This is a genomic window from Candidatus Effluviviaceae Genus V sp., from assembly GCA_014728125.1.
Taxonomy (GTDB): domain Bacteria; phylum Joyebacterota; class Joyebacteria; order Joyebacterales; family Joyebacteraceae; genus WJMD01.
On sequence record WJMD01000004.1, the window covers coordinates 1 to 26,210 of the forward strand.

The following is a 26,210-nucleotide window of genomic DNA, read 5'->3' on the forward strand; positions in this document are numbered from 1 at the left end:
CCGCGAGGTCGTCGATGACCAGGATGTTGGCCAGCGTCTCCTCGAGCACGAAGTCCTGTGTCTGCGTCGCGCCGTCCACCGTGATGCCCCGCGTCTCGGGGATGTGGTGGTACGAGCGCACGAACATCGAGTAGTTGAAGTACGGAAGCTCAACGCTGTACGCGCCGCCCGCGAGCGTGTCGGACGTCACCTGCGTGTAGAGCTCCCCCGTGTCGGCGCGGTACACCTTGATCGTCGCCTCGAGCGGCAGTCCCGTCCCGAGCTGCGTCACCGTGCCCGACACGATGCCGGAAGGCGCGCTGTCCAGATAGAAGTCCACCACGTTCGCGCCGTACTGGACGAACACCTCCTCGACCAGCGTCAGGTAGCCGAACTTCGATACGTACACGTCGTAGTAGTCGACCTCGAGGTCGCCGTCCACGGTGTACGTCCCGTCGCCCGCGCTCACCGTCTCGAACACAGGCTCAGCCGTCGCCGTGTCGGCGCCCGCTGCGTAGCCCTTGATCGCAGCACCCGCGATCGGATCGCGGACCGCGCCGTTCACCGTGCCGGACAGCTGACCGTACACCACCTGCACCGTCACGTCCTCAAGGTAGATGTCGAAGCCGCTCTTCGCCACGGCCGTCGAGATCGTCCCCGTCGACGTCGGTGTCACCAGCAGATCGACCGTCGTCGAACCGCCCGAGCTCGTCGACGCGTCCACACCGCAGCCCGCGGCGTAGAGGTCGAAGCCCGTCTCGCTCGACGTGCCGGTGATCGTACCCTCGTAGTGCGGTGCCAGCATGCCGGTCAGGCCGATGGACGGAACCGAAGCATCGACGTCGGCGGAACCGAACGTCGTGCCGCCCGTCACCGGGATCACGTCGTCGAACGCGTGGTAGCTCTCGCCCGACTCCTGTCCGTAGATCGTCAGGTCCTCGCCGTACGGTGCGTTCACACTGAGCACCACATCGCCCGACGGTCCGGTCGTGCCGGAGATCGGGGAGACGCCCCAGCCGTCGATCTCGATGTAGCAGTTCTCCACCGGGTTCGACAGCGAGTCGAGCACCGTCACCGTGACATCGGTCGCCGTGTTGATCGGCACTGTCGGCGGGTCGATCGTGTAGGTCACCGGGACGATGACGTTCGCCGAACCCGAGTAGGGCTTGTAGTTGTGCTTCCCGACCCACACGTCCATCGCGCCGACATCCGTGGGCGGCGTCGAGATGGTGATGTCGGCATGGCCGGTGGCGTCCGTGTACTGCGTCTCGTAGAGCTGACCGTCCATGTAGAGACAGACCAGCGCGTTCTCGACGGCGGCGCGGCTTGCGTCGGTCACGTCGATCGAGAACGTGTCGCCGCCGATCGGGAAGGCGTCGTCGTACGAGGCGTAGAGATCCTGCGGCGGGTCGGTCCACGGATCGAGAGCCGGGTCGCCGAAGACCGTGTAGGCCTCGTAGTAGTAGCGGGTCCTGCCGCCGCCCGAGTAGGCCTCGTAGACGGCCCAGAGGCCCTCGTTGAACATGCCGCGGGCCCAGGTGTAGTCGTTGCCGAACCACGCGTCGTAGACGGCCCGTTCCATGATGTCGTCCTCGTCCCAGTAGGAGTAGGTCGAGGCGCCGAGGAAGAGCACGCCCCCGTAGGGCGCGAGTGTCCAGGTCTCGCCGAAGCAGCTGCTGTCGAACGAGCCCGTGAGACACGAGTACGACTGGACCATCGGAAGCATCTCGGCGTTCGTCAGGCCGTTGACGTCGGTGGCGTCCATCGGCGGACCGTCGGCCCACGAGTTCACCGAGCCGTGCCCGGAGTAGGTCAGCATAGAGATGCCGCCGTTGACGTCGTCGATGACCTGCTGCGTCGTGGCTCCGGAGTAGTAGTAGCGCTTGTTGGACGTGTAGCCGTCCGGCGTGAGCCACGTGTCGATCACGTAGTTGTGCGTGCCCTCGGAGACCGTGTGGTTATCGGTCGAGGCCATGAACGTGGCCTCCTTGATCCAGTCGGCCCCGCTCGAGAGCGCGAAGCGCGTGTAGTCGGTCGTCTTCTCGGTCAGGAGCGTGACCTCGGCCTCCGTGTCGCAGGAGAAGCGGCCGACGTAGATGTCGGGAAGCCAGTCGTCGCCGGCGTCCATGCAGCCGTAGTAGAGGTTGCTGGCCGAGCTCGAGGACGAGCCCGTCCACGCCGGGATCTGGCCCGTGTCGCCGACGAGCAGGACGAACGTGGGAGGCGTGTCCCAGTTCGTGTAGGCGTCCAGGATGTATGCCTGGATGTTCTCCTTCGTCGCGCCGCCCGGGATCTCGGAGGTCTTCACGACCGTCGTCTCGTAACCGAGACGGTGTCTGAGACCGGCGAGACTCTGGATCTCCTCGTAGTAGTCGTCGTAGACGACGATGATGTAGCCGATCGGAAGCGTCAGCGCGCGCGTCCGGAACTGGTCGGCGTTCACGAAGTGCTTCTGCGCGAAGACGTCGAAGTCGGGAGAAGCGTAGCGCTCGAGCCTGCGGCCGGTCTCGGCCCAGTCGCCGCCCTCGAAGTCGACCGCGACCTCGATGTCCGTGAGGTACCGCACAGCACCGGTCGCGGTATTGTACTGGACGGGGAAGATCTCGAGCTCGACGAAGCTGTGAGCGCGGATCGTGCCCGTCTCGCCGAGCGACGCGGGGACGTCCGGTGTGAAGGCATCGGCGGCGTAGACGGCTTCGTCGTACTGGAAGGCCGCCGCCTCACGCGCTCCCGGGACCTTCCTGACGGAGGGCTGGACCGGGATGATCGGAGCGTCGATCCCCAGGGCCTCGAGCGTCGTCTCCGCATACTCCACGCGGACGATGCTCAGGCGGGGCGTCGCGCCCCAGGGGATCTCGATGTACTCACGGATCACCGGAAGCTCCGGCGAACCAGCGCGGATCGTTGAATAGTGGCCCGGAAGCGTCAGCTCCGCGAAGACGCCGCGGTCGGTCGCGACGGTCTCACTGACGAAGCCGGGAAGGTCGACGGACAGCCTGATACCCGAGGCATCCGAGGCGAGAAGCTCGACCTCGGGCTCCGCCATGGGGCCGGCCGTGCCCAGGTCGACCCACCGCGCCGACGCCGTGAGCGGCGCCGCGATGAGAACGACAAGGGCGAGGAAAACGAGTGTTCGCACGGATCTCATCCGTTCCTCCTCTCGTGGGAAAGGCAAATCCCCCCGTCGAACGGGGGAACTCACGTCACCCGTCTCTATAACATCCCGCCATGTACGGGAACCGGCAACTCATTGTCTTTACACAGATTATACCACATGGCCACCTGGCTCACAAGAACACCCTGACGCGGGACTCATCAGGCCGTCCGGGGGCGCCCGAATCTTCGCCCTGTTCGGTCCTCGGGGAACCCTCTTCGCTCAGACATCGGCCGCGCTTCGCGCGGCCTGAACTCGCTCGGGAGGGTACCCCGTCGGCCCGTCATGGAACCCGAACGTGGCGCCCCCGAACGGCCTGGACAAAGGGCCGCATCAGGGGCTCATTGCCCCGTGATGCGGCCCTGTTGTACGTTCTGCGAGCCTCTTATCGTCCACCGCCACCCCGTGCCCGCGCCCGCTGAGTGTTCATTCAATCCTGCTTCTTCCCGACCAGCCTCTCGTAGTTGCCGCGCGACTCCCTCTCGATCTCGTCGTGCAGCGACCGGCCGTGCGCGTCCATCGTCACGATGGCCGGGAAATCCTCGACCCTGATGACCCACATGGCCTCGGGCGCCCCGAACTCATCGAGCTTGTGAACATCCGTCACCTCGACGACCGACTGCGCCAGGATCGTCGCCAATCCACCGATGGCCGTAAGATAGACGCATCCGAACTTCTCGCACGCTTCCTGCGTCCTCTCGCCCATGCCGCCCTTCCCGATGACGCCGCGCACATTGTACTTCTCGATGACGTCGGCCTCGTAGGGTTCGTCGCGGATGCTGGTCGTCGGTCCGGCGGCCACGAACTCCCACCTCCCCTCGTCGTTCTGCTTCACGACGGGGCCGCAGTGGTAGATCATGCTGTTCTCGAGGATCTCCTTCACCTCGGGACCGTCCGTATCGACCAGGTACTTGTGCGCCGCATCCCGGGCAGTGATCATCACGCCCGTGATCGACACCTCGTCCCCGGCCTTGAGCGTGCGGATGTCCTCCTCGGAGACCGGGAGCGTGATCTTAGTCGCCATAGGTGACCTCCTCCCCCGAGATGGTCATCGCGGCCTTGCGATAGGCCCAGCACACATAGCTGACGGAGACGAAGTAGCATGCCGGCGCCCTGTGCAGCTTGCAGGTCTTGACCCCGAGCACCGTCGTCTTGCCGCCCAGTCCCATCGGACCGACGCCGAGTTCGTTGAGTTCCTTCGTGAGCTGCTCCTCGAGTTCGGCCAGCTGCGGATCCGGGTTCGTGTCGTCGAGATCCCTCAGGAACTGCTTCTTGGACCAGCAGAACGAGGTGCAGCGGTCGCCGCCGATGCAGACGCCGATGGCGCCCGGTGCGCACCCCTTGCCCTGTGCGTTGTACACGGCGTCGATGACGCAGCGCCTGACGCCCTCCATGTCGCGTCCGGCTCCCAGCGAGCCGTCCGGCAGCTTGTACTGGGCGCCGACGTTCTCGGAACCGCCGCCCTTCAGGAGGAGCCTCACACGCATCCCTGCCTCGTCCCTATGTGTGAACTCGATGTGAGGAGCCTCGATGCCGACGTTGGTGCCGGAGTTCTTGCCGGTGACGGGATCGACGGCGTTCGGTCTGAGATAGTAGAGTTCCGTCGCCTGCTTTGCCGCCTCGCGGGCGGCCTCCTCGATCTCGCACGCCGTGAAATCGGGGCCGTACTCGATGAAGAAGAGGAGCGAGCCGGTATCCTGACAGATCGGCGTCGAGTTTTCGCTCGCCTTCTTCGCGTTCTCGAGCATCAGCCTGAGCGTCGCGGCGCCCGATGTCCCCTCGCCCTCGGCCTCGGCGGCCTTCTCCATGGCGCGCTGCACGTCGGGCGGAAGCGTCGTCGACGCCCGCCTGATCAGCTCGAGGAAATGCTCGGTCAGCTTCGCCTTGTCCATGGACCTCCCTCCTGAACGAAGAACAAGCCCGACGGAACGTCGGGCGTTCGCGAACGGTTACGATTCTACCGGGCCGGAAGGGCGGTGTCAAAGTCCGTTGAGCGGGCGCTCAGGCGCCGCGGCGCTCGAGAGCGCGGCGCACTCCCCGCATCCTGCGCTCGAGTTCGAACCTGGCGTCCCTGACCGCGGCCTCTCCCGCCCGGGCCTCCACGCGGTCGCGCAGGACCCGCGCAGCTCCAGCGTACCGATCGTCGTCCGAGAGATCGCGCTGTTCGCCGGGATCGGCGGCGAGGTCGTACAGCTCCTCGCGGTCGGTTCCCCGCCAGGAGATGAGCTTGAGTTCCTTCTCACGTGCGCTCAGCACGATGTCGAACTCCGCCAGGTGTTCCCGCGGGAAGGGCGTCGTCAACCCCCAGAGCGACTCGGTCACAGCGGGTCCTCCCGGCGTCGAGGCAAGCAGCCCGCTCCCCCCGTCAACGCCCGCCAGACCGAGCATCGTCGCGGCGAGCGAGCCGTGCGAGACCCAATCGTCGACCGTGCCCGTTCGGACGTCCGGTCCAGCCATCACGAGCGGCACGCGCACCACCTCTTCGTACAGGGAGAAGGGGGCGTGCCCGATGCGGCCGTGTTCGAAGAACTCCTCGCCGTGATCCGAGGTGACCACGGCGACCGTGTCGCCGCGCCCGAGCGTTGCATCGAAGAGCGACCCGAGCCAGCGGTCGGTGTAGGCGACCGAGGCGTCGTAGAACCCCTCGAGGATGCGCCGGTCCTCGTTCGAGTGTTCCACGTTCAGCGGCCCGGCGCTCGCCTCCGACGCGAGGATGAGCCTGGTCCATCGCGCGAGGTAGCGGTAGCGCTCCCACCTGAGCGCAAGTCGCGCGGCGCCGCTTTGCGCGCCGAGGACGCGCTCTCGGTCCTCTGGCTCGGAGTAGTAGTACCCGTGGAGATCCATGTAGTGAAGCCAGAGGAAGTACGGTCGCTCCAGCTGTTCGATGAGGGCGAGGGCGCGTCGGGTCACCGTCTCGCCACGCGAGGCGCCGTGAAGCGACGGGTTGCCGTCGCGGAAGGCCGACCGCACGTTGTTCCACGCCGCCTTGCAGCGCCGGAGCCCGGCAGTGAGGTCGCTGCCGAGCACGCGCTCGAGGTTCGATATCCGCGTTCTCCTGCCGCTCCCCGCGGCCGAGAAATCGTCGAAGATGTCGAAGCCTCGATGGTACGAGTAGTAGCGGGACAGGTAGGGGTTGGAGGAGACGACGGCGGCGGTGCTGTATCCTGACGCCCGCAGCCGCTCGACGACCGTCGGCCCGCCGCTCCTCAGCCCGATCCGCTTCCCGTTGTCGAGCGGACCGCCTCCGCGGAAGATCACCGGAAAGGAGAAATAGGTCGGCACCCCGGAGGCGACGGCGCCGGTGAAGGTCAGACCCTTCTCCGCGAGCCCGTCGAGGTTCGGTGTCAGCTCGCCGCCCGAGACCATCCGACCGAGCCTGTCGGCCCGCATCGTGTCGAGTGTGACGAGGATGATGTTGGGTCGTGACACGCGTCCCCCCGAAAGGGCGGTTTCTCCCCGCGGCGTCGCGGAGCACAGGTCGGCCGCTACATGTACCCCAGGTCGGCGAGCCGCTCCTTCATCTCGGCCTTCTCAGCCTCGGAAAGCTCGCGCTCTGTGTCGTCACTTTCGTCGGCCCGGCCGGAGACCAGCAGCCCGAGCGCGTGCGAGACCAGCTCGTCGACCGAGGCGAACCCCAGCCGTTCGAGCTCCTGCTCGAGAGCGCTGTAGGTCTCCTCAGGTATCTCAACGGTCCTTGTTGCCACGTTATCGCCTCCCCCGGATACGCGCGAAACGTGCCGCCAGTGCATCGAGGATCATCCTGTCCTCCTCGCTGATCCCGAGGAGCCATGTCAACGCGCCGACCAGGCCGGCGGAACCGATGAGCGTCAGCACGGACCCGACGAGGTTCCTCGGGACATCGACGTAGCGGCGGACGAGGAAGGCGACGACCAGGACGACCGCCGCCGTCGCAAGCACCTTCCAGGTCGCTCTGCCGTAGGGCGAGACGCCCAGCAGAACGCGAACCTCGATGATCCGGGCGATGTTGACCAGGACGAAGGCCGTGCCGGTCGCCAGTCCCGAGCCCGCGATGCCCATTCTCGGCACGAGCACCATATTGAGCCCGATGCTCAGTGCGGCCATCGCCAGCGTGTTCCAGACATTGTAGCGCTGGTGGCCGGTCATCGCCAGGCAGAGCCCGACGGACCCCGCGCTCGCTCCGAAGGTCATGCCGGTCGCGAGGAACGCGAGCGCCGGATAGCCGCTGACGAACTCGTCACCGAAGACCGAGAGCGTCGCGTCCCCGCCCGCTAGGATCCAGGCGTAGATCGCGAGCGTCGGGATCATGATCCAGCGCGTCACAGAGCGGAAGAGCGACCGGAGCAGGTCCTGCCGCCCGCGGTGATAGACGTCCGCGATCACGGACGAGAAAATCGCGTTGAACGAGAGCAGCACGAAGGTCGTGAGCCCCGCGATGAGCGCCGCGACGTTGTAGATGCCGACGGCCGCTGACGGAAGATAGAAGCCGAGTATGAGACGGTCACCGCGCTGCATGCCGAACGCCATGGCCGCGTCGGCCAGCATCGCGCTCGAGTAGACTACGAACTCGCGGGCCGGGACCTCCCCGCGTCCGACGTCGGCTCTGAAGAGTCCCGCCGGGTTCCTCCTGACGTACCCGATGAGCACCGACGCGGCGAACGAGCTCGCTACGATGGCAGCCCCGATGATGCCCTTGAGCTCCCACCCTACGAGATAGAAACCGAGAAACGCGACGAGCCGCATGACGCGATACGAGATGTCGCTTCCCAGCACGTCGCGTTTGACGTCCTTGAGGCCCCGCATGGCACCCGAGAGGATCTTCATGACCGTGAACGGCACGAGCATGAAGGAGATCCAGACGAGCGCGTCGACGAGCCGCGGCTCCTTGAAGAAGTCGAGCGCCAGCGGCCTCCTCAGCAGGATGATCGCGACGACGCCGGCCGCCGCCGCACCCACGCCGATCCGGAGCGCGAGGAGCAGTGTTCGACGCGCCGCGCCCGGACGGCCTCCGGCGACGTACATCGAGATGTAGCGAATGAGGCTGCCTTCGAACCCGAAGGTCGTGACGATGGCGAAGGCCTGGATCGTCGTCCACGCGAGGACGAAGACGCCGAGGAGATCGGCGCCCAGGAGATTGGCGATGACGGCCTGCGATGCGAAGCCGAAGACGAGCCCGAAGACCTTGCCCGAGAAGGCGAAGCCCGCCTCCTTCGAGACCTTCGAGAGGTATCCCCGGTACTCGGCCCTCCCGGCATCGTCGGCGCCGCGCAGTTCCATCAGCTTCTCCCGTCCCCGCCGCGGCCGGACACGCTGTCCCGTACGGCCCGGGCGGCGGGCTTGATGCGTCCCTCGACCAGGGCGCGCGCCCGCCCCGATGCGTCATCGGGATAGAGCGTGAGGTCGCTGTGCTCGAGGCGGTCGTTCGCCCACTCGTCCTTCCACCGGGCCGGCTGCCCGACGAAATCGAACCGGTCGAGTCCCCTCTCGAAGACGTCGCGGACTGCGTCCCGGAAGAGGCGGACCCCGGGCGAGAGCTTCGCCACTCTCTTGAGGTACGACGTCTTGAGCGCGTAGTAGGTTCCGCCGAGCTCGACGCCGTACAGGAAGGCGATCATCCGCCCGTCGAGCTCGACCCACCACGGGCGGAACCACCCGGCCTCATCGAGTCTCCTCGACACGTCCCGGTAGAAGCTCTCCATCCCACGGCCGCGGATCGAGGTCCCGGTGTCGTCCTTCCAGCTCCCGTCCTCCAGGTCGGCGAAGGCCGTGACCAGTTCGTCGGTGTCGCCCCCGTCGTAGACGTGGACCGTCACCTCACCGGCACGGTCGAGCTTCCGGATCTTTCGCTCCCACTCGTGCGTGACCTTACGGGGACGTCCTTCGTAGTAGCTCTCCCAGTCGCCCGCGACGTCCACCACCGGTGAGGAACGCCCCTCGCGCTCGACGGCGATGTAGCCGGACGGGGATGCGACGCCCCGGACGGCCCTGTCGGTGCCGGAGCCCGCGGGAAGCCCTCGCATGAGAAGCGTCTCGCCACGGGAACGGGCGCTTCGGAGGATCGACGCGGCGACCTCCTGTTCGCGTCCGGGAAGGCACACCAGCTCTCCCCGGTGCGACACGAAGTTGACTGGGGTCGTCAACAGGCCGTCGTCCCGTCTGAAGAGCGGGAGGATCCCCTGGATGGAGCCGGAGTCCCCCGCCAGTCCGATCTCCGGAACGAGCCTGTCTGCGAACGCGGCGGCCCAGGCGGCCACCCACGGAAGGCACGAGAAGACGCCGGGACAACCGCCCCGGTCGGTGATGGCGCGCCACCCCTCGACGACGTCGCGCCGCTCGATGTCGGCCGAGAACTCCGCCATGCGTCAGGTGCCGCTCCCTGTCAGCAGACGCTCGGGAAACATGACATCCCTGTTGAGAAGCCCATCGGGGTCCAGCGCGAGCTTGGTCCCCGCCATCTCGGAGAGCCCCTGCTCGCCGTAGAGAAGCTCGAGAAACGCGTGCTTCAGCTTCCCGATGCCGTGCTCGGCAGAGACCGTTCCGCCGAGTTCGACGGCCTTCGCCGCGAAGCGCACGGCGAGCCTCTCGGCGGCGGCGAGCTCGCCGGGGTCCTTCGGGAGGATGTTGAGATGCAGGTGGTTGTCGCCGATGTGCCCGAACACGACGTGCTCGAGACCCGTCCCATCCAGGGCGTCCCTGTAGTCCTCGAGCACCTCCTCCAGGGCGCCGGGAGGCACGGCCGCGTCGGTGCCGATCTTGTGGATCTCCGGATGCTCCGCCTTGGCGCGGGCGATCGTGTTGTTGACCTCCTCGGGAAGGGCGTGCCTGAGCGCCTTGAGCCGTTCGAGGTCGGCCTCCTCCATGCCGCCCCACGTCTGCTCCATCGAGGAGCCGTGGGCCGAGAGGACCTCCTCCCACGCCTCGTACGCGGCCATCAGGTCGTCCTCGTCCTCGAACTCCTGCTCGAAGAGCACCCCGGCCGCGGCCCCCTCGGGCAGTTCGGGGATCGATGAGGACTGTCCCTGCTCCTCCTTGCGTGAGCGGAGGAACGCGAGGCTCCTCGAGTCGAAGAACTCGTAGGCGAGAGCGCTGATGGCGTCGGGGACGCCGGCATCGAGGTCACCCCGCGCGTGCCGCACGAACGCGACGGCGTCGCCATCGCTTGGGAAGAAGGCGAGCGCCGAGAGCGTTCCGCCCGGTCGTCTCGTCAGCAGCAGCCCGACCTCCGTCACAATGCCGAGCGTCCCCTCCGACCCGACGAAGAGATCGACGAGGTCCATGCCTTCGGCCGCGTAGTACCCGGCCGCGTTCTTGGTCGCGGGCATCACGTACGACGGAACCGTGACCTCGGTCACGTCCCCGGAACGGACGATGCGGAAGGTCCTGCCATCGGCGACACATGCTCCGCGCTCGAGGGCGAGCACATCGCCGCCCGGGAGACAGACCCGCATCGACTGCACGTGCTCCCGCGTGGCCCCGTACCGGAAGCTCCTGGCGCCCGACGCGTTCGTGGCGACCGTCGCGCCGATGTGGGCCGTGTCCTCGGTCGGGTCCGGCGGGTAGAAGAAGCCTCGCTCGTCCGTCGTGAAGGCATCGAGCGCCCCCCGCTCCTCGGGAGAGAGCTCTTCAGGCTGAAGCCCCAGCTCGCGCCGGTCCAGCATGTCCGCAAGCTCCGCGATCGACAGCCCCGGCTCGACACGCAGCACGAGACGGCCGTCATCTCGGCGCGAGATGCCGCGCACGCGATTCATCTCGACGAGCGAGACAAGCGTCCCCCGGTTCGGGACGGCTCCCCCGACGATGCCGGTGCGCCCGGCGGAGACCGTCACTTCGGTGCCCGCGTCCTGCGCCTCCGCGAGCACGGTCGCTACCTGTTCCTCGCACCGGGGAAACACGAGACGATCGACCGAGGCCGCGCCGAAGCGCGACTCGTCCTCAAGATAGTCGGCGTACGACTCTCTGATGCGCTCCTCGGACTCGATGACCTGCGCGCAGTCGCCCTCGCCGGCCCGCGGCGCAATCGTCCGCACCTCGTTCGTCGATGGCACCATCTACCCCCGGGTCTCCTGCATCTCGATGACGAGTTCCCTCGGGAAGTTCGTCAGGTTCTCCATCACGCCGTCCGGTCGCGCGTAGTAGACGTCCTCTATGCGCATGCCGAACCCCTTGTCCGGGTAGTAGAGGCCCGGCTCGACCGTGAAGATCGAACCCGGCACCAGCTTGTCATCCATCCCGGGCATGTCGGAGAGGGTCGGCTTCTCGTGGACGTTCAGCCCGATGCCGTGGCCCAGGCTGTGCACGTACCCGCTCGTGACCTGTGGGTTCGTTCGCGGCGTCTCGTGACCCAGCTTCTCGAAGAACTCGCACGTCATCGTCTGGTACGTCCCGGCCGGAGCCCCGACCTCGAGAGCGGTCGTCACGGTATCGTGGCACTCCTCCAGCTGGCGGTAGTGCTCGACGATCTCGTCGGACGCCTCCCCGACGACGAAGGTGCGCGTCATATCGAAGAAGTAGCCGCCGCCCTCCTCCTGGGGGAAGATGTCGAAGACGATCGTCTTCCCGGCCTCGATGACGTCGTCGTCGTGACCCCTGCTGTGCGGGATCCCGGCGTCGCGACCGATCGCGAATATCGTGTCGACCTCCTCGATCATCCTCCGCTCGACGAGCATCACCTTGATGCGCGACTTGACATCGCCGATCGTGAGTGGACTCCCGTCGTCCTTGATGACCGTCCCGCCCTCGAGTTTCTGCGACGCGATGTGGTCCCGGATCCCGGCAACGACCTCGCAGGTCTTCCGTCCCGCGACGCGTATCCGCTCGACCTCCGACTCGTCCTTCGTCATCCTGGCCGTCAGGAAGATGTCGTCGTCGAACTCTCCGACGATCTCGATGTCCGGCATCGCCTCGTCGAGCGCCTTGAGGAGAGCCCAGTTGCTGCCGGTGTCTCCCAGACCGTAGAACGCGACCCGGCCGGAGACGCCGAACTCCTTCAGGATCATCTTCCGGTAGCTGACGGCCGCCTTGAGCCGGTCGCCGCCCGCCTCCTTGAGGATCTTGCGGTAGTCATACCTGGACGAGTCGACGATCTCGAGCCCGCTCGCCCCGGCCTCCTCACGCTCCATGGACGAGCAGACGAGAACCGGTGCCTCCCCCCGCTTCTTGATGACCGTTCCGTGCGAGATGGCCGCTCCGTTGACCATGTAGAACATGGTCGCGTTTCCCTTGACGACGCCTGTCACCACGGCGGCGTCGATGCTGCGTTCCTGCATCAGTCGATCCAGATCGGTCTTCACGCTTCAGCCTCCTTCGGTCCCGCGCGCTCGGCCCTGAGCCGCCGGCTCCGGGGGCCCGTCCTCCGGGCTCGCCCCGCGTCATCATAGCGACGACCCGGGCCGCCCGCCACCGGCAATCCGCCGCCCGGGCGTCATCGTCTCTTCAGAATGAAGTAGTGGTTTCCCATGTCCCCGGTGATCCGCGTCTCCAGCGGGACGCGGTCGTACGTGTAGCCGTCGCCGCGGATCCCGACGAGTGTGAAGCCGGACGACTCAAGCATGCGGCGGAACCCCTCGTCGGTCCACACCTTCAGGCGGTGCCGGTCCTCGAACACGCTCCGGTCGCCGTTGTCGTCGACCTCCATACGGCAGAGGTGCGTCCCGACCCCCGCCTCGCGGTCCTCCTCCTCGATGCTCCAGTGCGTGACGACGCGCACGTCGTCCCGCTCCATCTCCCAGGTGCTCACCTCCCCCGGCTGATCGGTCTCGAGCGCCATCGAGAAGTGCACCACGTAGACGGCCCCGGACCTGAGGGAGTCGGCCGTCGCGGCCAGATGGGCCTCGACGTCCGCGTCCGTCAGCAGATAGCAGAAGCTGTTGATCGAGTTGAGCGCAGCGTCGAACGGCGGGTCGAACCGGGCGCTCCGCATGTCCCCGGGAAGGACCTGCGCCTTGGAGGCGAGGCCCGCCCGCTCGATCGACCCGCGGGCGAACGAGACCATCTCGGGAGAGATATCGTAGCCGACCGCCTCGATGTCGTGCGACGGCAGCTCTCGCAGGAAGCGGCCGCTGCCGCAGGCCGGCTCGAGGAGCCGCTCCACCGGGAACGGTACGTGCTCGTCGAAGACCTCCTTCAGGAAGGCGATCTCGCTCTCGAGTTCCCACGAGAAGGCGATGTCGTAGTAGAGGGGATTCCTGTAGAGGTCCATGGCGGCTCCCTCCGATGCCTCAGAACATCTCGGCCGCGATCTCCTCGGCGATCGGCTCGACGCGCGAGGCGACGCGCGGGGTCAGTTCCTCTCCGAGCGTCAGCGTGTCCTCGGCCTCGACCGCGTAGATCACGATCTCTCTGGGCACGGCGAGCCCCTGACGCCGCCCGAACTCGATGACCGTCGCGAGGTTCAGACCGTGCGGCGCGCCCGCGTGGATCGTCTCTTCGAGATCCTCGAGCGCGAACCGGAAGAGTGTCCCTGGCTCCGCACCGGTCATGATGGAGTCGATCACGACCATCCGGTCGTAGCCGACGGCATCCTCGAGGAGCGTGAATCCCGCTTCCTCGTTCTCCAAGACCTCGACGTCGTCTCGCGAGGCGAATCGCTCGGCGAGCGAGCGCGCCACGAAGAGCCCGACGGCGTCGTCGGTCAGAACCGAACTGCCCACGCCAACAACAACGGTCTTCATAGAGAACGCGGCACTCCGGCGCGCCTCGTGAGGCTCCCGGAGTGCCGCCCTTTCCCGCGATCGAGCTCTCTGATGCTAGTCCTCGACGAACTGCGACAGTCTCTCGAGAACCTCTCCGTCCGGTCCCTTGACCTCGACCACGAGCGGCATCTGGCCCGGGAGCGAGTGCGTCGCACACGCGAAGCACGGGTCGTAGGCACGGAAGGCCATCTCGACCATGTTGAGAAGGCCGTCGTTGACCTTCCCGCCCTTGATGAGACCCCTCGCGGCGCCCTCGATCGACATGCAGATCCCGGGCGCGTTGTTGACGGTCGCGACGACGAGGTTGGCCTGCGTGATAACGCCGCGCTCGTCCGTCTTGTAGTGGTGGAAGAGCGTGCCGCGCGGCGCCTCGACGACGCCGACGCCCTCGTCGGGCTTCTCGGTCGGGAGCGTCCGGATGTCGTCCCCCATGATCTCGGGGTCGTCCATGAGCTCGACCAGCCGCTCGGCCGCCTGCGTGAGCTCGACGAGGCGCGCCCAGTGATACGCGAGGGTGTTGTGCGCCGGCTTCCCGCCGAGCGTCTCGTAGAGCTGGTCGTGCGCCGCCTGCGCCGTCTCGGTCGCCATCCCGTCGGAGGCGTTGAGGCGTGCGAGCGGGGCGACGCGGTAGACGCCGCTCTCCGGCCCGTCCGTGAAGCCCTTCCAGCCGACGGCCTTGAGATACGGGAACTTGATGTAGCTCCACGGCTCGACATGCTCGGCGATGTGGTCCAGATAGTCGGCCGGGGCGAACTTCGCGAACTCGTTCCCGTCGGGGTCGACGACGCGGATCATGCCGTCGTAGAAGTTCACCCTGTTCTCGTCGTCCACGAGACCCATGTAATAGGTCTTATGCTTGTAGATGTCGCCGGCGATCAGGTCGACGTAGTCCTTGTTCTCGAGGACGACCTTCGCGAACAGGTCGAGCGAGAACTTCCCGAAGTCGACCGCCTCGGCTGCCGTCGCCGTGAACTCCTCCTTCATCTCCTCCGTGAGTCCCCGCGAGACGCCGCCCGGAAGCCCGCAGACCGGGTGGATGACGCGTCCGCCCAGCGACGTGATGATGTTCCTGACGCGCCGGCGCATCTCGATGACCCTGCCGCCGACCTCGAGCCCGACCTTCGCGATGACGCCCAGGACGTTGCGCTCGGCCTTCGGCGCGTCGGGTCCGACGACGAAGTCGGGGCCTCCGAGGAAGTAGAAGTGGAGCGCGTGGTCCTCGAACATGAACGCATTGTAGATGAGCTCGCGGATGAGAATGGCCGTCCGCGGCGGCGTGACGTGATAGAGCGCATCGAGCGCCTTCGTGGCCGCCATGTGGTGCGCCGTCGGGCACACGCCGCAGATCTTCGGGGTGATCCGCGGCATCTCCTCGCACATCCGCCCCTCGGAGAACTTCTCGAAGCCGCGGAGTTCGGGTACCTGGAAGTACGCGTTGGCCACGTCACCGTTCTTGTCGAGGAAGATCTCTATCTTGCCGTGGCCCTCGAGTCTTGTGATCGGATCGATCGTGATTCGCTTGCTCATGGTTCCTCCGCCCTCAAGTTCTTCTCGCTCGATTCCTCATCCACCCTTGTCCCACGAAGCCCTATTTCTCGAGCTTCCTCCTCTTGAGGAGCGTCACAGGGAGGCTGTACATCGCAAAGAGCCCGGTCACGTCCGGGATCGACTCTGAGAGCCGCTCCATCTCCTCGGGTTCGTCCACGTCGAGCACGGACGCAAGCGCCGAGAGGAACTTGGCGCTCTGGTCCCTGACCTCGTCGGTCGGTCCGAAGCACCCGCGGCACGGCATGTTCGCGTTGATGCAGCGCTCCCCGCAGCCCGCGCGCGTGGCCGGGCCCATGCAGATGATGCCCTCCGCCAGGAAGCACTTCTCCGGGTCGATCATCGTCTGATGCGGCCGCTTGAGCTCGGATATCTCGATCTTGTCCGGCTTACTCTCGTTCCGGTCGCACTCGTCGCACAGCGACTTGGTCGGGGCCAGCACGGTGCCCTTCGGCGGGAGCTCTCCCGAGAGGATGGCGTTGACGGCGTCCAGAATGAGGTCGGCGGGCGGGGCACAGCCCGGGAGATAGTAGTCGACGTCGACCACCTGATCGAGCGCGTAGACCGTGTCGTAGATCTCCGGGAGTTCGAGCGTCCCCTCCTTGACCTTCGTCTCGGTCTGAGGGACGACGCCCTCCGGGTTGTCGACCGAGGGGAGGTATCCGTACGACGCCTCGAAGACGCCCTCGCGGTTCGAGAAGTTCGCAAGTCCGGGGATACCGCCCAGGTGCGCACACGATCCGAAAGCGACGACCAGGCCCGCCTTCCTTCTCAGAAGCCTGGCCCAGTCCTCCTGCTCCGACGTGCGGACCGAGCCGTTCAGGAAGGCGACGGCGATCTCGCCGTCGTCGAGCGCCTCGACGTCCTCGCGTTTGAAGTCCATGGCCACCGGCCACAGAACGAACTCGACCGCGTCGACGACCGTGAGGATATCCTCGGCGAGGTCGACGACGGCCTCCTCACAACCGCCGCACGACGCGTTCCAGTAGAATGCGACCTTCGGTTTCGCCACGCTGCCCCCTCCGCCGTGTTGAGCCGACGACTTTCCCCGGGCCGCCGCCCGAGACGGTCCGGCCCTTCGCTCGTCGGTCTCCTCCGCCGCCCCGGAAGCGGGGAGGAGACCGTCTCAATCTGAACATACCATCACGAACGGTCCCGAAGCAAGTGAAACCGCCCCGGGCGGGTCATCACCCGGGCTTTGCTGTTGAAGCGCATCGTGTTGTCATAGTAGCATTTAGACACTGATACTCAGTCAGGCTCGAGGCATCCCCTCTCCACGATCGCGGTCCCGAGGAGGCGACATGAGCGAGCGGCCTACTGTCCTCGTTGTGGACGATGAGGAGGCGATCCGGGATTCCTGCGTACAGGTTCTGACGAAGGCCGGCTACGACTGCCACGCCGGCGTCGACGGCTACCAGGGGCTGTCGCTCGCCCACGAGCTCGAGCCGGACGTCCTGCTGCTCGACCTCATGATGCCCGGCCTCGACGGGTACGAGGTCCTCGAGCAGGTGATGAACACCCACAAGAACACCGTCGTCATCGTCATCACCGGCTACGCGACCATCGAGTCGGCCGTCGAGGCGATGAAGCGCGGGGCGTTCGACTTTCTGCCGAAGCCGTTCACCCCCGACGAGCTCCGCCTGATCGTCAACAGGGGCCTCGAGCAGCGCAGGCTGCTCCAGGAGACGACCGCCCTTCGCGAAGAGAAGGAGCGGATGAAGCAGTACTTCATCACGATCGTCGCGCACGAGCTGCGCTCCCCCCTGCTCCTGTCGAAGCAGTACCTCGATCTGGTCGTCGGCGGCAAGATGGGCAAGATCGACGATACGGCCCGGGAGATGCTTGACGGCGCGCACGGTACGCTCGTCGGCCTGCTCGACATCATCGCCGACTGGCTCAAGCTCGCCCGCATCAACGCCGGGGACATCGCGGGCGGGATGGAGGAGACGAAGATCGGCCCTATCCTCGAGAAGGTCATCGAGGACACGATGCCGTTCGCGAAGGACAGGAACATCGACCTCACGCTCGAGAAGCCCGACGAGAGCTGCCCACTGAGCGCCCACCCCGAGTCGCTCGAGGTCGTCTTCAAGAACCTCGTTACCAACGCCATCAAGTACAATCGGGAGAACGGGAGCGTGACGGTCTCCGCGCGCTGCGAGGACGGCCGCCTGCTCGTGTCGGTGGCCGACACCGGAATCGGCATCCCGAAGGAGGAGCAGGGATTCATCTTCGAGGACTTCTTCCGCGTGAAGAGCTCGAAGACGGCCGACATAGCGGGGACGGGCCTGGGGCTCTCGATCGTCAAGAAGATCGTCGAGGGCCATCACGGGACCGTCGAGCTCGAGTCCCGTGAGGGAGAGGGCTCGACGTTCACCGTGTCGCTGCCGCCTCTCAAGCACAAGGACGAGGCGGAAGAGGAGGAAGAGGATTAGGCGGGCGCGTGCTGCGCCCGAACACGGATCCCCTGAGGTGAGAGGAGCGGACGCATGCCGAGCGAGGGCAAGTTCAAGCACGTCCAGGTGTACTGCCCGGAGTGCCGGAAGATGATCTCTCCGGGCGAGTATGCGATGTGCCCCTACTTCGAGGCGGCCTCGCTTGACGTGAACGACGCGGAGCAGGTGTTCGAGCAGCTCTTCACCTGCCACGTCAAGTGCGGCACGAAGATCCAGTATCACTACTACAAGGACGGCGAGCGCGTCACGACCACGATGGACCCGGTCGAGAACGAAGAGATGCTCAAGGAGATCCTGAAGAAGGTGCTGAACCACTAGGCAGGAGGCAGCGGTGGCTGGGAAACACGTCCTCATCGTCGACGACGACATGGACTTCGTGAAGCTCTACTCCCTGTTCCTCAGGAACAACGGATTCGAGGTCGATGCGGCCTACAGCGCCGCGGAGGCCATGGACGCGCTCGAGAAGGCCGATCCCGACATCGTCGTCCTCGACGTCATGATGGAGCACTTCGACTCGGGCTTCAACGTCAGCAGGTCCATCAAGGAGAAGTACCCCGACCTCCCGGTGATCCTGTTGACCGCCATCGGCGAGGAGACGGGGCTCGACTTCGAACCGAAGGACGACGACGAGCGCGAGCTCATGCACGCCGACGGTTTCCTCAACAAGGGCTCCGACCCCGAGGAGCTGCTCGCCAGGATCAACTCGCTCCTGAGCTAGTTCCTCCCGGCGCCGGGTCCCGACCCCCGGGCCTGCGCCGGAGCGATGACTGGCACCCGTTCATGAACCGTCCGCCGCCCAACGCAGCGGTCCCGCTGGAAAGGGAGGAGGTTCCGTGCCGGAGAAGAAGAGGATCCTCATCATCGACGACAACGCGCATTTCGTGAAGATGAACCGGACGGCGCTGGAGGCGGCGGGCTACGAGGTCGAGGCCGCCTACAACGCCGAGGAGGGCTTCACGAAGGTCGAGTACGGACAACCCGATGCCATCGTCCTCGACCTCATGATGGAGCGACACGACTCCGGCTTCAAGCTCGCGAAGAAGCTCAAGACGCACCCTGTCTACCGCGACATTCCCGTTCTCATGCTGACGGCCGTCGGCGAGGCGACCGGCTACCGCTTCACCATGGAGGAGGACGGGTACTGGATGAACACCGACGATTTCGCCGACAAGCCGCTCCCCCCGGACGAGCTCATCTCTCGACTTGAGAAGCTGATGTCGGGGAACCGGGAGGACGAGAAGGACGCAGCCTGACCCGCTCAGGCTGCGACGGCCGCTCCGCGGGTGCGGGGCGCGACGACCGCGGGCGGAACGCGACCACGAGGGAGCTTCACCGTGTCTGAAACGGCCACCGGAAAGAGGACGTGGACGAGAAATGAGATCGTCGAGATCAGGGACCTCTCCCCCGAGATCAAGCTCTGGAAGGTCTACTGCCCCGAGATCGCGCGGGCGGTGAGACCGGGGCAGTTCGTCGTCTTCCGAGCGAACGACTACGCGGAGAGGATCCCGCTGACGGTCGCGGACTTCGATCGGGACAGCGGGCTCATCACTGTCATCTTCCAGACGGTGGGCGCCTCGACGAAGAAGATGGCACTCCTCGGGAAGGGCGCCGTCGTCATGGACGTCGTCGGGCCCCTCGGCCACGCGAGCGACATCGAGAACTACGGGACCGTCGTGGTCGTCGGCGGCGGGATCGGCGTCGCGCCCGTCTACCCGATAGCCGGCGCCCTTCACGAGGCGGGCAACAGGCTCATCTCGATCGTCGGCGCCCGCACGAAGGACCTTCTCATTCTCGAGGACGAGATGCGCGCCATCTCGGACGAGATCATCGTGACGACCGACGACGGGAGCCACGGAGAACACGGCTTCGTAACCGACGCTCTGAAGGAGGTCCTCGACCGCGACGAGTCGGTCAACCGGGTGGTCGCCATCGGCCCGGTCGTCATGATGCGGGCCGTGGCGAACGCCACCCGCGGACGGGAGATCCCGACGATCGCCTCCCTGAACTCCGTCATGATCGACGCGACAGGCATGTGCGGCTGCTGCCGCGTGACCGTCGGCGACGACACGAAGTTCGCCTGCGTTGACGGACCGGAGTTCGACGCTCACCTCGTCGACTTCGACGAGCTCATGCGCCGACAGGCCATGTACGAACGCGAGGAGTACCGGGCGCTCTGGCATCACGAGTGCATGCTGGAGGCGGCGGCCGCAGAGATCGAGAAGGCGGAGTCCCGCATACCGATGCCCAAGCAGGACCACAGAGCCCGGGTCAACAACTTCAACGAGGTCGCCCTCGGCTACTCGCGCGAGATGGCCCAGCAGGAGGCACTGCGCTGCCTTCAGTGCAAGAAGGCACCGTGCATCTCCGGCTGCCCGGTCGAGATCGACATTCCGGCCTTCGTCAGACTGGTGCAGTCGGGTGACTTCCTCGGCGCCATCCGGAAGGTCAAGGAGAAGAACAGTCTTCCGGGCATCTGCGGCCGCGTCTGCCCCCAGGAGGAGCAGTGTGAGACCGCCTGCGTGCTATCGAACAAGCAGCAGCCCGTCGCCATCGGCAGGCTCGAGCGGTTCGTTGCCGACTACGAGCTCGAACAGGGCGAGGTGCGGGCCCCCACGATCAAGGACCGCACCGGGCACAGGGTCGCCGTCGTCGGTGCGGGCCCGGCGGGCCTCACCGTCGCCGGAGAGCTCGCCAAGCTCGGACACAACGTGACCGTCTTCGAGGCGCTCCACAAGCCGGGCGGCGTACTGGTCTACGGCATTCCTGAGTTCAGGCTGCCGAAGTCGATCGTTCAGGTCGAGTGCGACTACGTCATGAAGCTCGGTGTCGATTTCAGGACGAGCCACGTGGTCGGTCAGCTCGGAACGCTCCAGTCGCTCTTCGAGGACGGCTACGAGGCGGTCTTCGTCGCGACCGGCGCGGGCCTCCCCTACTTCATGAACATCCCCGGTGAGAACCTGAACGGCGTCTACTCCGCCAACGAGTTCCTCACGCGCACCAATCTCATGAAGGCCTACCTCTTCCCCGAGTACGACACGCCGATCCGCGTCGGCCACCGCGTCGCCGTCGTCGGAGGCGGCAACGTCGCGATGGACTCGGCCCGCTGCGCCATGCGACTCGGCGCCGACGAGGTGTCGATCGTCTATCGCCGCTCCCGCAAGGAGATGCCGGCCCGCGACGAGGAGATCGAGAACGCCGTCGAGGAGGGCGTCATCCTCCGGAACCTCAGGAACCCGGTCCGTCTGATCGACGACGGCAACGGCTGGGTGAAGGAGATGGAACTCATCGAGATGGAGCTCGGCGAGCCGGACGCCTCGGGCCGAAGGCGCCCGATCCCCATCGAGGGCAGCGAGCACACGATCCCGGTCGACGTCGTCGTTATGGCCATCGGACAGGGGCCGAACCCGCTGCTCACGACCTCGACGAAGGACCTCGAACTCAACAAGTGGGGCAACATCGTCGCCGACGAGGAGACCGGGAAGACCAGCATGAAGGGCGTTTTCGCCGGCGGCGACATCGTGACCGGCGCGGCGACCGTCATCCTTGCGATGGGAGCCGGGAAGAAGGCCGCGCGCGCGATAGACGAGTATCTCGCGACCGGCGAGTGGTAGCCTCGACTCGTGCGGCCGGTTCGATACGACGACCGGCGGGCGACCGGTGCGTCGGCGAACTCCGTCCCCGGAGTGCCTCAGATGATATTCCCCCTCAGAACGAGACTGGCGGCGAGCATCGTCATCGTCGTCCTCGCGATGGGCGTCGTCTCGACGATCGTCGGGACGCGCCTTTTCGCCGACAGCCTCGTGCGCCAGGTTCAGCAGGGCGTCGAGCAGGACCTCAACACCGCGTACCTCGTCTACGAGAGCCGCCTGCGCGAGGTCGAGACGAGCATCCTACTGGCGGCCAACGACGCCGAGGTCGTTCGTCCGATCACTGTCGACCGTCCCGGAACGCTCGCGAGCGTTCTCTCCAGGATCAGAGAGCGGCGGGGGCTCGACTTCCTGACGGTGACGGACGCAGAAGGCATCGTGATCGCGCGTGTCACGGGCGGCGCGGGGGTCGGCGACGACCGCGGCGGCGAGCCGCTTGTGGGAAGGGTTCTCGAGACGGACGAGCCGGTGCGCGGGACCGTCCTCATGGAGGCGGAACGCCTGGCGCTGGAACGCGCAGGTCTCGCCGACTCCGCCCGGATCGGGGTCCTCGAGACGCCCAGAGCTCGTCCGACGGAGCGCTCGGAGATCAGCGAGGGCATGGTGCTGGCCTCCGGCGCACCGGTCCGCGTGGGCGGCCGAACGGTCGGGATGGTATACGGAGGCGTTCTGCTCAACCGGCGCGAGGAGATCGTCGACAACGTCAAGCAGACGGCCTACGGCGGCGAGACGTGGAAGGGCAAGGAGATCGGGACGGCGACCATCTTCCGCGACGACACGCGCATCGCCACGAACGTCCTCGACGCCGGCGGCGACCGCGCCATCGGGACCCGCGTGTCGGAGGAGGTCTACGAGAAGGTCGTCGGCGAGGGCGAGCGCTGGATTGCGAGGGCCTTCGTCGTGGACGACTGGTACATCACTGCCTACGGTCCGATCCGCGACCTCGGCGGCAGGGTCGTCGGGATGCTCTACGTGGGCGTTCTCGCGGACAAGTTCGACGCCATCCGTGCGCAGACCGTCTGGACTTTCGCCGGCGTCAGTGTCGCCGGTATGGTCCTGGCGCTCGTCATCGCCAGCATACTCTCGACAGGCATCCTTCGCCCCATTCGGCACCTCCTTCAGGCCTCGCGCGAGATCGCGAAGGGCAACTTCAAGACGCGTGTCGACATCGACCCGAACGCGGCGAACGAGCTCGTCGAACTGGGCGAGTCGTTCAACTTCATGGCGCAGTCGATCGCGGAGCGCGACGAGCGCCTCCAGGAGAACGCCAGGAAGATGACCGAGTCGAAGAAGCTGGCCACACTCGGACAGCTCGCGGCCGGCATCGCTCACGAGATCAACAACCCGCTGGGCGGGATCCTCATGTACAGCCACATGCTCCGGGAGGACCTGAAGAAGGAGGAGAACCGCGAGAACGTTGTGAAGATCGGCCGCGAGGCCGACCGCTGCAAGAGGATCGTCAAGGGGCTCCTCGATTTCGCCAGGCAGACCCGCCCCGAGCGCTCGGAGTCCAATCTGAACCACATTCTGAACGAGGTCGTTGCGCTTCTTGAGCAGCAGGCGATCTTCAGGAACATCGAACTCGAGCGCGACCTCTCCCCGAGCCTGCCGCTCATCGAGGTCGACGTGACGCAGATTCAGGAGGTCTTCATGAACATCATCCTGAACGCGTCACAGGCCATGGAGGGTAAGGGGACGATCCGCATCGCGACGCGCCTCGTAGAGGACGGCGGGGCCGTGGAGATCGAGCTCGGCGACACGGGGCCGGGGATCCCGCCGGACGACATCGACAAGATCTTCGAGCCGTTCTACACAACGAAGGAGGTCGGGCGGGGTACGGGCCTCGGGCTCTCGATCGCGTACGGTATCGTCGAGAGACACCAGGGGTCGATCCGCGTCGAGAGCGAGGAGGGTAAGGGAACGACGTTCTTCATCCGGCTGCCTGTCCCGGAGCAGCCGCCGCCGATGTGATCCGCGAGAGAGCCCTCACCACGCCCGGGCGCTAGCGTCCGGGCGTTCTTCCTCTCCTTCTCTGAACCAGGCTCCTGAGGAACCCCGAGATCAGCCGCACGTCCTCGCGCTTCGGCACGAGGGCCTCGCGGATCGGCACGCCGGAGAGCCTGCGGAAGAAGACCAGCATCACCACGCTCTGCACCGTGTACGAGACGGTCGAGGCCCAGGCGGCGCCGACGATACCGTGCCGCGGGATCCAGACGAGACAGAGGACGACGTTCAGGCCGAACGCGGCGGCCGTCGCGATCGTGTGGTAGATGCGCCTGTCGCGTCCCGACAGGTCGCTCGAGAGGATCCGTGCGGCCGTCAGGGCGACGATGCCGGGAACGAGCACGCGAAACGGCGCCAGCGAGCCCGCGTACTCGGCGCCGTAGAAGAGCGTGAGCAGGGGGCGGCTGAGCAGGTAGAGCACGATGGCCGCGAGCGCGGTCAGGGCCAGCGAGGACCTGAGCACGCGCGGCGTCAGACGGTTTGCGTCGTCGACCTCCAGCGATGAGAGTTTCGGGAAGAGCACGACCTGGACCGACTGCGGAATATGGGAGAGCTTCTCCGCCAGGATGACGGCGATCGAGTAGAGCCCCTGTGCCGGGAGCCCGGCGAACGAGAGCACGAGGAACATGTCGAAGCGGTAGGTGAACTGGATGAGGACGTTCCCGATGTGTCCCTGGAGGCCGTACACGAAGGAGCGCTTGAGGAGCTCCTTCGTCGGACGCTCGAAGAGCGGCCTCCCTCCGGCCTCGCGGCGCGCCACGCGGAAGGCGAGCAGCGTCACGGTCGCCTCGCTCGCCATGTAGGCGAAGATCGCCCCCTGTACGCCGCCCTTGAGCACCAGCAGGTTGACCAGCATGAACACGAGGAGCGCGGCCGCCTGCAGGAGATTGGCCGCGTTGAACCACCGGATGCGCTGGAGGCCCAGGAGAAGGGCGATCGAGAGGTACTTCGCGATGAGGATCGGCACGAGCGCCGCGGCCGACACGAGGATCGTCCGGAAGGCCTCCGTTCCGACGCCGTCGTAGAGCCGGACGAAGACGAGATAGGCCGGGACGAGGATCGCGGAGAGAACGAGCGTCAGGACGGCGCTCTGACTGTTGATCTGACCCAGGCTGTAGCGCTTCCGCGAGAGGAAGTACGTGTGCGCCGCGTCGACGCCGAGGAGGCCGATGAAGGCGAAGGTCGTCGGGAAGATGACGGCCGACGCGTACGATCCCTGACCCTCCGTGCCGAGCAGGCGGGCCACGAGGATCGATGTCGGAATGTTGACGAGGACGGTCCCGACGCGGGTGCCGAAGGTCATCAGACTGTGGCGGAGGACGGTCCTCGCGGGCGTCTCGGCCGCCCCGACGTTCAGATCCTCGTTCACGTCGCCTCCGTTCGCGCCGCGGCCGGACGGGGCCACTCGGGAACCTCGGGCGTTTCGCCGCGCGCCTCGGCCGCGGCGGCCTCGACGACGGCCGCCTCCATCGCCTGGCGCTCCTCGACGGACGGCAGCGCCGCGTCGGCCGTCTCCCTGGCGCGTCGCCCGAGACGGCCCCGAAGCACCTCGTCTCCGAGAAGCCCGGCGACGACGTCCCCGAGCGACGCGAGTTCGTCGGGTTCGATGAGAAGACCGTTGTCCCCACCGGATACGACCTCGGCCGTGCGACCCGTGTTCAGGGCGACGACCGGGAGGCCCGCCATCATCGCCTCGTACAGCGGGTTCCCCGCGTTCGTCCTGTCCGACATCGTGACGAAGACGTCCGCGGAGCGATAGACCTCCGGCAGCTCCTCCTGTCCGACAGTCCCGGCGAAGACGACGTGGTCCTCGATGCCGAGCGACCGCGCCAGGTCCTCGAGGCGACCCCGCTCCGGGCCGCGCCCCACGACGACGAACGTGGTCTCGGGAAACCCGCACAGGACACGCGGAGCCGCCCGCAGCATGCGCTCAACGTGTTTCTCCGGGTGAAGTCGCGCCACAGCGAGCACCACCGGCCCGTCGGTCGGAACGCCGAGCCGCCTTCTGACGGCCGCGCGGTCGACCGGCTCGAGGAAAGCCCCCTTCCGAATCCCGTTCGGCCAGAAGAGGAACCGCTTCATATCGACACCCATCCGGCGCGCGACCTCGTCGCCGCCGGCTCCGTCGTCGTGGAGCACGACGTAGCTGGCCGGCGTGCGGAACGCCCGGCGTTCACGGTAGCGAAGCGCCATGCGGAACGGCGAGTCGAAGAACTGGCCGAGCGATGTCCCGAAGAGCCGGGTGACGTTGGGAACGTCCAGCTTCACGGCGACCGACCGGGCCGCCGTGGCGCCGAGGGCCCCCATACCGAAGACGACGTCCGGCTCGACGCGCCGGGCGACGTCGAGCGCCGCCGGCACCGCCCTCATGAACCAGTAGATGTAGGAGAAGAAGATCCGTGCGTGCTGCGCGAGTTTGCTTCGCGACACGTCCGGCATGAAGTCGACCCGGGTCGGGAACCGGTGGAGGTGGACGCCGTGATAGAGCTCGTGCCGCGGGCCTTCCGGTGGCCCCGGCATGACGACGTGGAGGTCGTGCCCTGCTCTTGGGAAGCTCGTGATCGAGAGGAAGAACGACGGCGCGCCCCGACCCTCCCCCATGGACCAGAACTCCGGCCACGCATAGAGGGCGAGGACCGTCAGTCGTCTTCGCTCTCGGGATGTTCCGCTCATGTCACCCCCGCCGTTCACGTCCGGGGAGCGTACCACGAGGGCCCGGGACGGGCAACAGCGCCGCGCGGAGCCGGTGAGCGGCTTT

The 26,210-nt window shown here is 66.5% G+C and carries 19 protein-coding genes and 1 pseudogene; 6 read left to right on the forward strand and 14 right to left on the reverse strand.

Annotation, left to right across the window (positions count from 1 at the left end):
* From GF405_00125 to GF405_00180, 12 genes and pseudogenes are all read right to left on the reverse strand, one after another.
* The coding region (locus GF405_00125) for a hypothetical protein (protein MBD3366560.1) at positions 1–3,127 on the reverse strand (3,127 nt) is incomplete at its 3' end.
* Between the two features lie 436 nt (positions 3,128–3,563).
* Positions 3,564–5,025, reverse strand: a pseudogene (locus GF405_00130) (fumarate hydratase).
* 109 nt (positions 5,026–5,134) lie between these two features.
* Positions 5,135–6,562 (reverse strand): sulfatase-like hydrolase/transferase, encoded by a 1,428-nt coding sequence (locus tag GF405_00135; GenBank protein MBD3366561.1) that lies wholly within the window; start codon positions 6,560–6,562, stop codon positions 5,135–5,137.
* A gap of 56 nt (positions 6,563–6,618) precedes the next feature.
* Positions 6,619–6,837 carry a hypothetical protein gene (locus GF405_00140; GenBank protein MBD3366562.1) on the reverse strand — a complete coding sequence of 73 codons (219 nt, stop codon included), beginning with the start codon at positions 6,835–6,837 and terminating at the stop codon, positions 6,619–6,621.
* Position 6,838: 1 nt separating this feature from the next.
* Positions 6,839–8,389 (reverse strand): oligosaccharide flippase family protein, encoded by a 1,551-nt coding sequence (locus GF405_00145; protein ID MBD3366563.1) that lies wholly within the window; start codon positions 8,387–8,389, stop codon positions 6,839–6,841.
* Entirely contained in the window at positions 8,389–9,471 is a 1,083-nt protein-coding gene (locus tag GF405_00150) for a GNAT family N-acetyltransferase (GenBank protein ID MBD3366564.1), read from the reverse strand. The genes GF405_00145 and GF405_00150 overlap by 1 nt, the downstream gene beginning before the upstream one ends.
* 3 nt (positions 9,472–9,474) lie before the next feature.
* A complete protein-coding gene (locus GF405_00155) occupies positions 9,475–11,160 on the reverse strand; it encodes an FAD-binding protein (GenBank protein ID MBD3366565.1) in 1,686 nt (561 codons plus the stop codon).
* Positions 11,161–12,402, reverse strand: coding sequence for a M24 family metallopeptidase (locus tag GF405_00160; protein MBD3366566.1), 1,242 nt, complete (start codon positions 12,400–12,402; stop codon positions 11,161–11,163).
* A gap of 131 nt (positions 12,403–12,533) precedes the next feature.
* Entirely contained in the window at positions 12,534–13,310 is a 777-nt protein-coding gene (locus GF405_00165) for a methyltransferase domain-containing protein (protein MBD3366567.1), read from the reverse strand.
* A gap of 19 nt (positions 13,311–13,329) precedes the next feature.
* Positions 13,330–13,782 (reverse strand): hydrogenase maturation protease, encoded by a 453-nt coding sequence (locus GF405_00170; protein MBD3366568.1) that lies wholly within the window; start codon positions 13,780–13,782, stop codon positions 13,330–13,332.
* A gap of 75 nt (positions 13,783–13,857) precedes the next feature.
* Positions 13,858–15,330, reverse strand: coding sequence for a Ni/Fe hydrogenase subunit alpha (locus tag GF405_00175; protein ID MBD3366569.1), 1,473 nt, complete (start codon positions 15,328–15,330; stop codon positions 13,858–13,860).
* Positions 15,331–15,391: 61 nt separating this feature from the next.
* Positions 15,392–16,360: an oxidoreductase gene (locus GF405_00180; protein ID MBD3366570.1), complete on the reverse strand. Its 969-nt coding sequence runs from the start codon at positions 16,358–16,360 to the stop codon at positions 15,392–15,394.
* 289 nt (positions 16,361–16,649) lie between these two features.
* On the opposite strand from GF405_00180, the gene GF405_00185 reads away from it, so the two are divergent.
* From GF405_00185 to GF405_00210, 6 genes are all read left to right on the forward strand, one after another.
* Entirely contained in the window at positions 16,650–17,780 is a 1,131-nt protein-coding gene (locus GF405_00185; protein MBD3366571.1) for a response regulator, read from the forward strand.
* A gap of 54 nt (positions 17,781–17,834) precedes the next feature.
* A complete protein-coding gene (locus tag GF405_00190; protein MBD3366572.1) occupies positions 17,835–18,119 on the forward strand; it encodes a hypothetical protein in 285 nt (94 codons plus the stop codon).
* A gap of 13 nt (positions 18,120–18,132) precedes the next feature.
* Positions 18,133–18,519, forward strand: a complete 387-nt coding sequence (locus GF405_00195) for a response regulator (protein MBD3366573.1) — start codon at positions 18,133–18,135, stop codon at positions 18,517–18,519.
* A gap of 115 nt (positions 18,520–18,634) precedes the next feature.
* Entirely contained in the window at positions 18,635–19,054 is a 420-nt protein-coding gene (locus GF405_00200; protein ID MBD3366574.1) for a response regulator, read from the forward strand.
* An 81-nt stretch (positions 19,055–19,135) separates the two neighbouring features.
* On the forward strand, positions 19,136–21,412 hold the full coding sequence (gltA, locus tag GF405_00205) for an NADPH-dependent glutamate synthase (protein ID MBD3366575.1): 2,277 nt from the start codon (positions 19,136–19,138) through the stop codon (positions 21,410–21,412).
* An 81-nt stretch (positions 21,413–21,493) separates the two neighbouring features.
* The gene (locus tag GF405_00210) at positions 21,494–23,419 is read left to right on the forward strand and encodes a HAMP domain-containing protein (protein ID MBD3366576.1); all 1,926 of its coding nucleotides are present in this window, start codon (positions 21,494–21,496) and stop codon (positions 23,417–23,419) included.
* Positions 23,420–23,450: 31 nt separating this feature from the next.
* Here the strand turns inward: GF405_00210 and GF405_00215 are convergent, their stop codons facing one another.
* Both GF405_00215 and GF405_00220 read right to left on the reverse strand, forming a co-directional pair.
* Positions 23,451–24,821, reverse strand: a complete 1,371-nt coding sequence (locus GF405_00215; protein ID MBD3366577.1) for an oligosaccharide flippase family protein — start codon at positions 24,819–24,821, stop codon at positions 23,451–23,453.
* A complete protein-coding gene (locus GF405_00220; GenBank protein MBD3366578.1) occupies positions 24,818–26,125 on the reverse strand; it encodes a glycosyltransferase in 1,308 nt (435 codons plus the stop codon). Before GF405_00220 ends, GF405_00215 begins: the two co-directional genes overlap by 4 nt.
* Between the last annotated feature and the right edge of the window lie 85 nt (positions 26,126–26,210).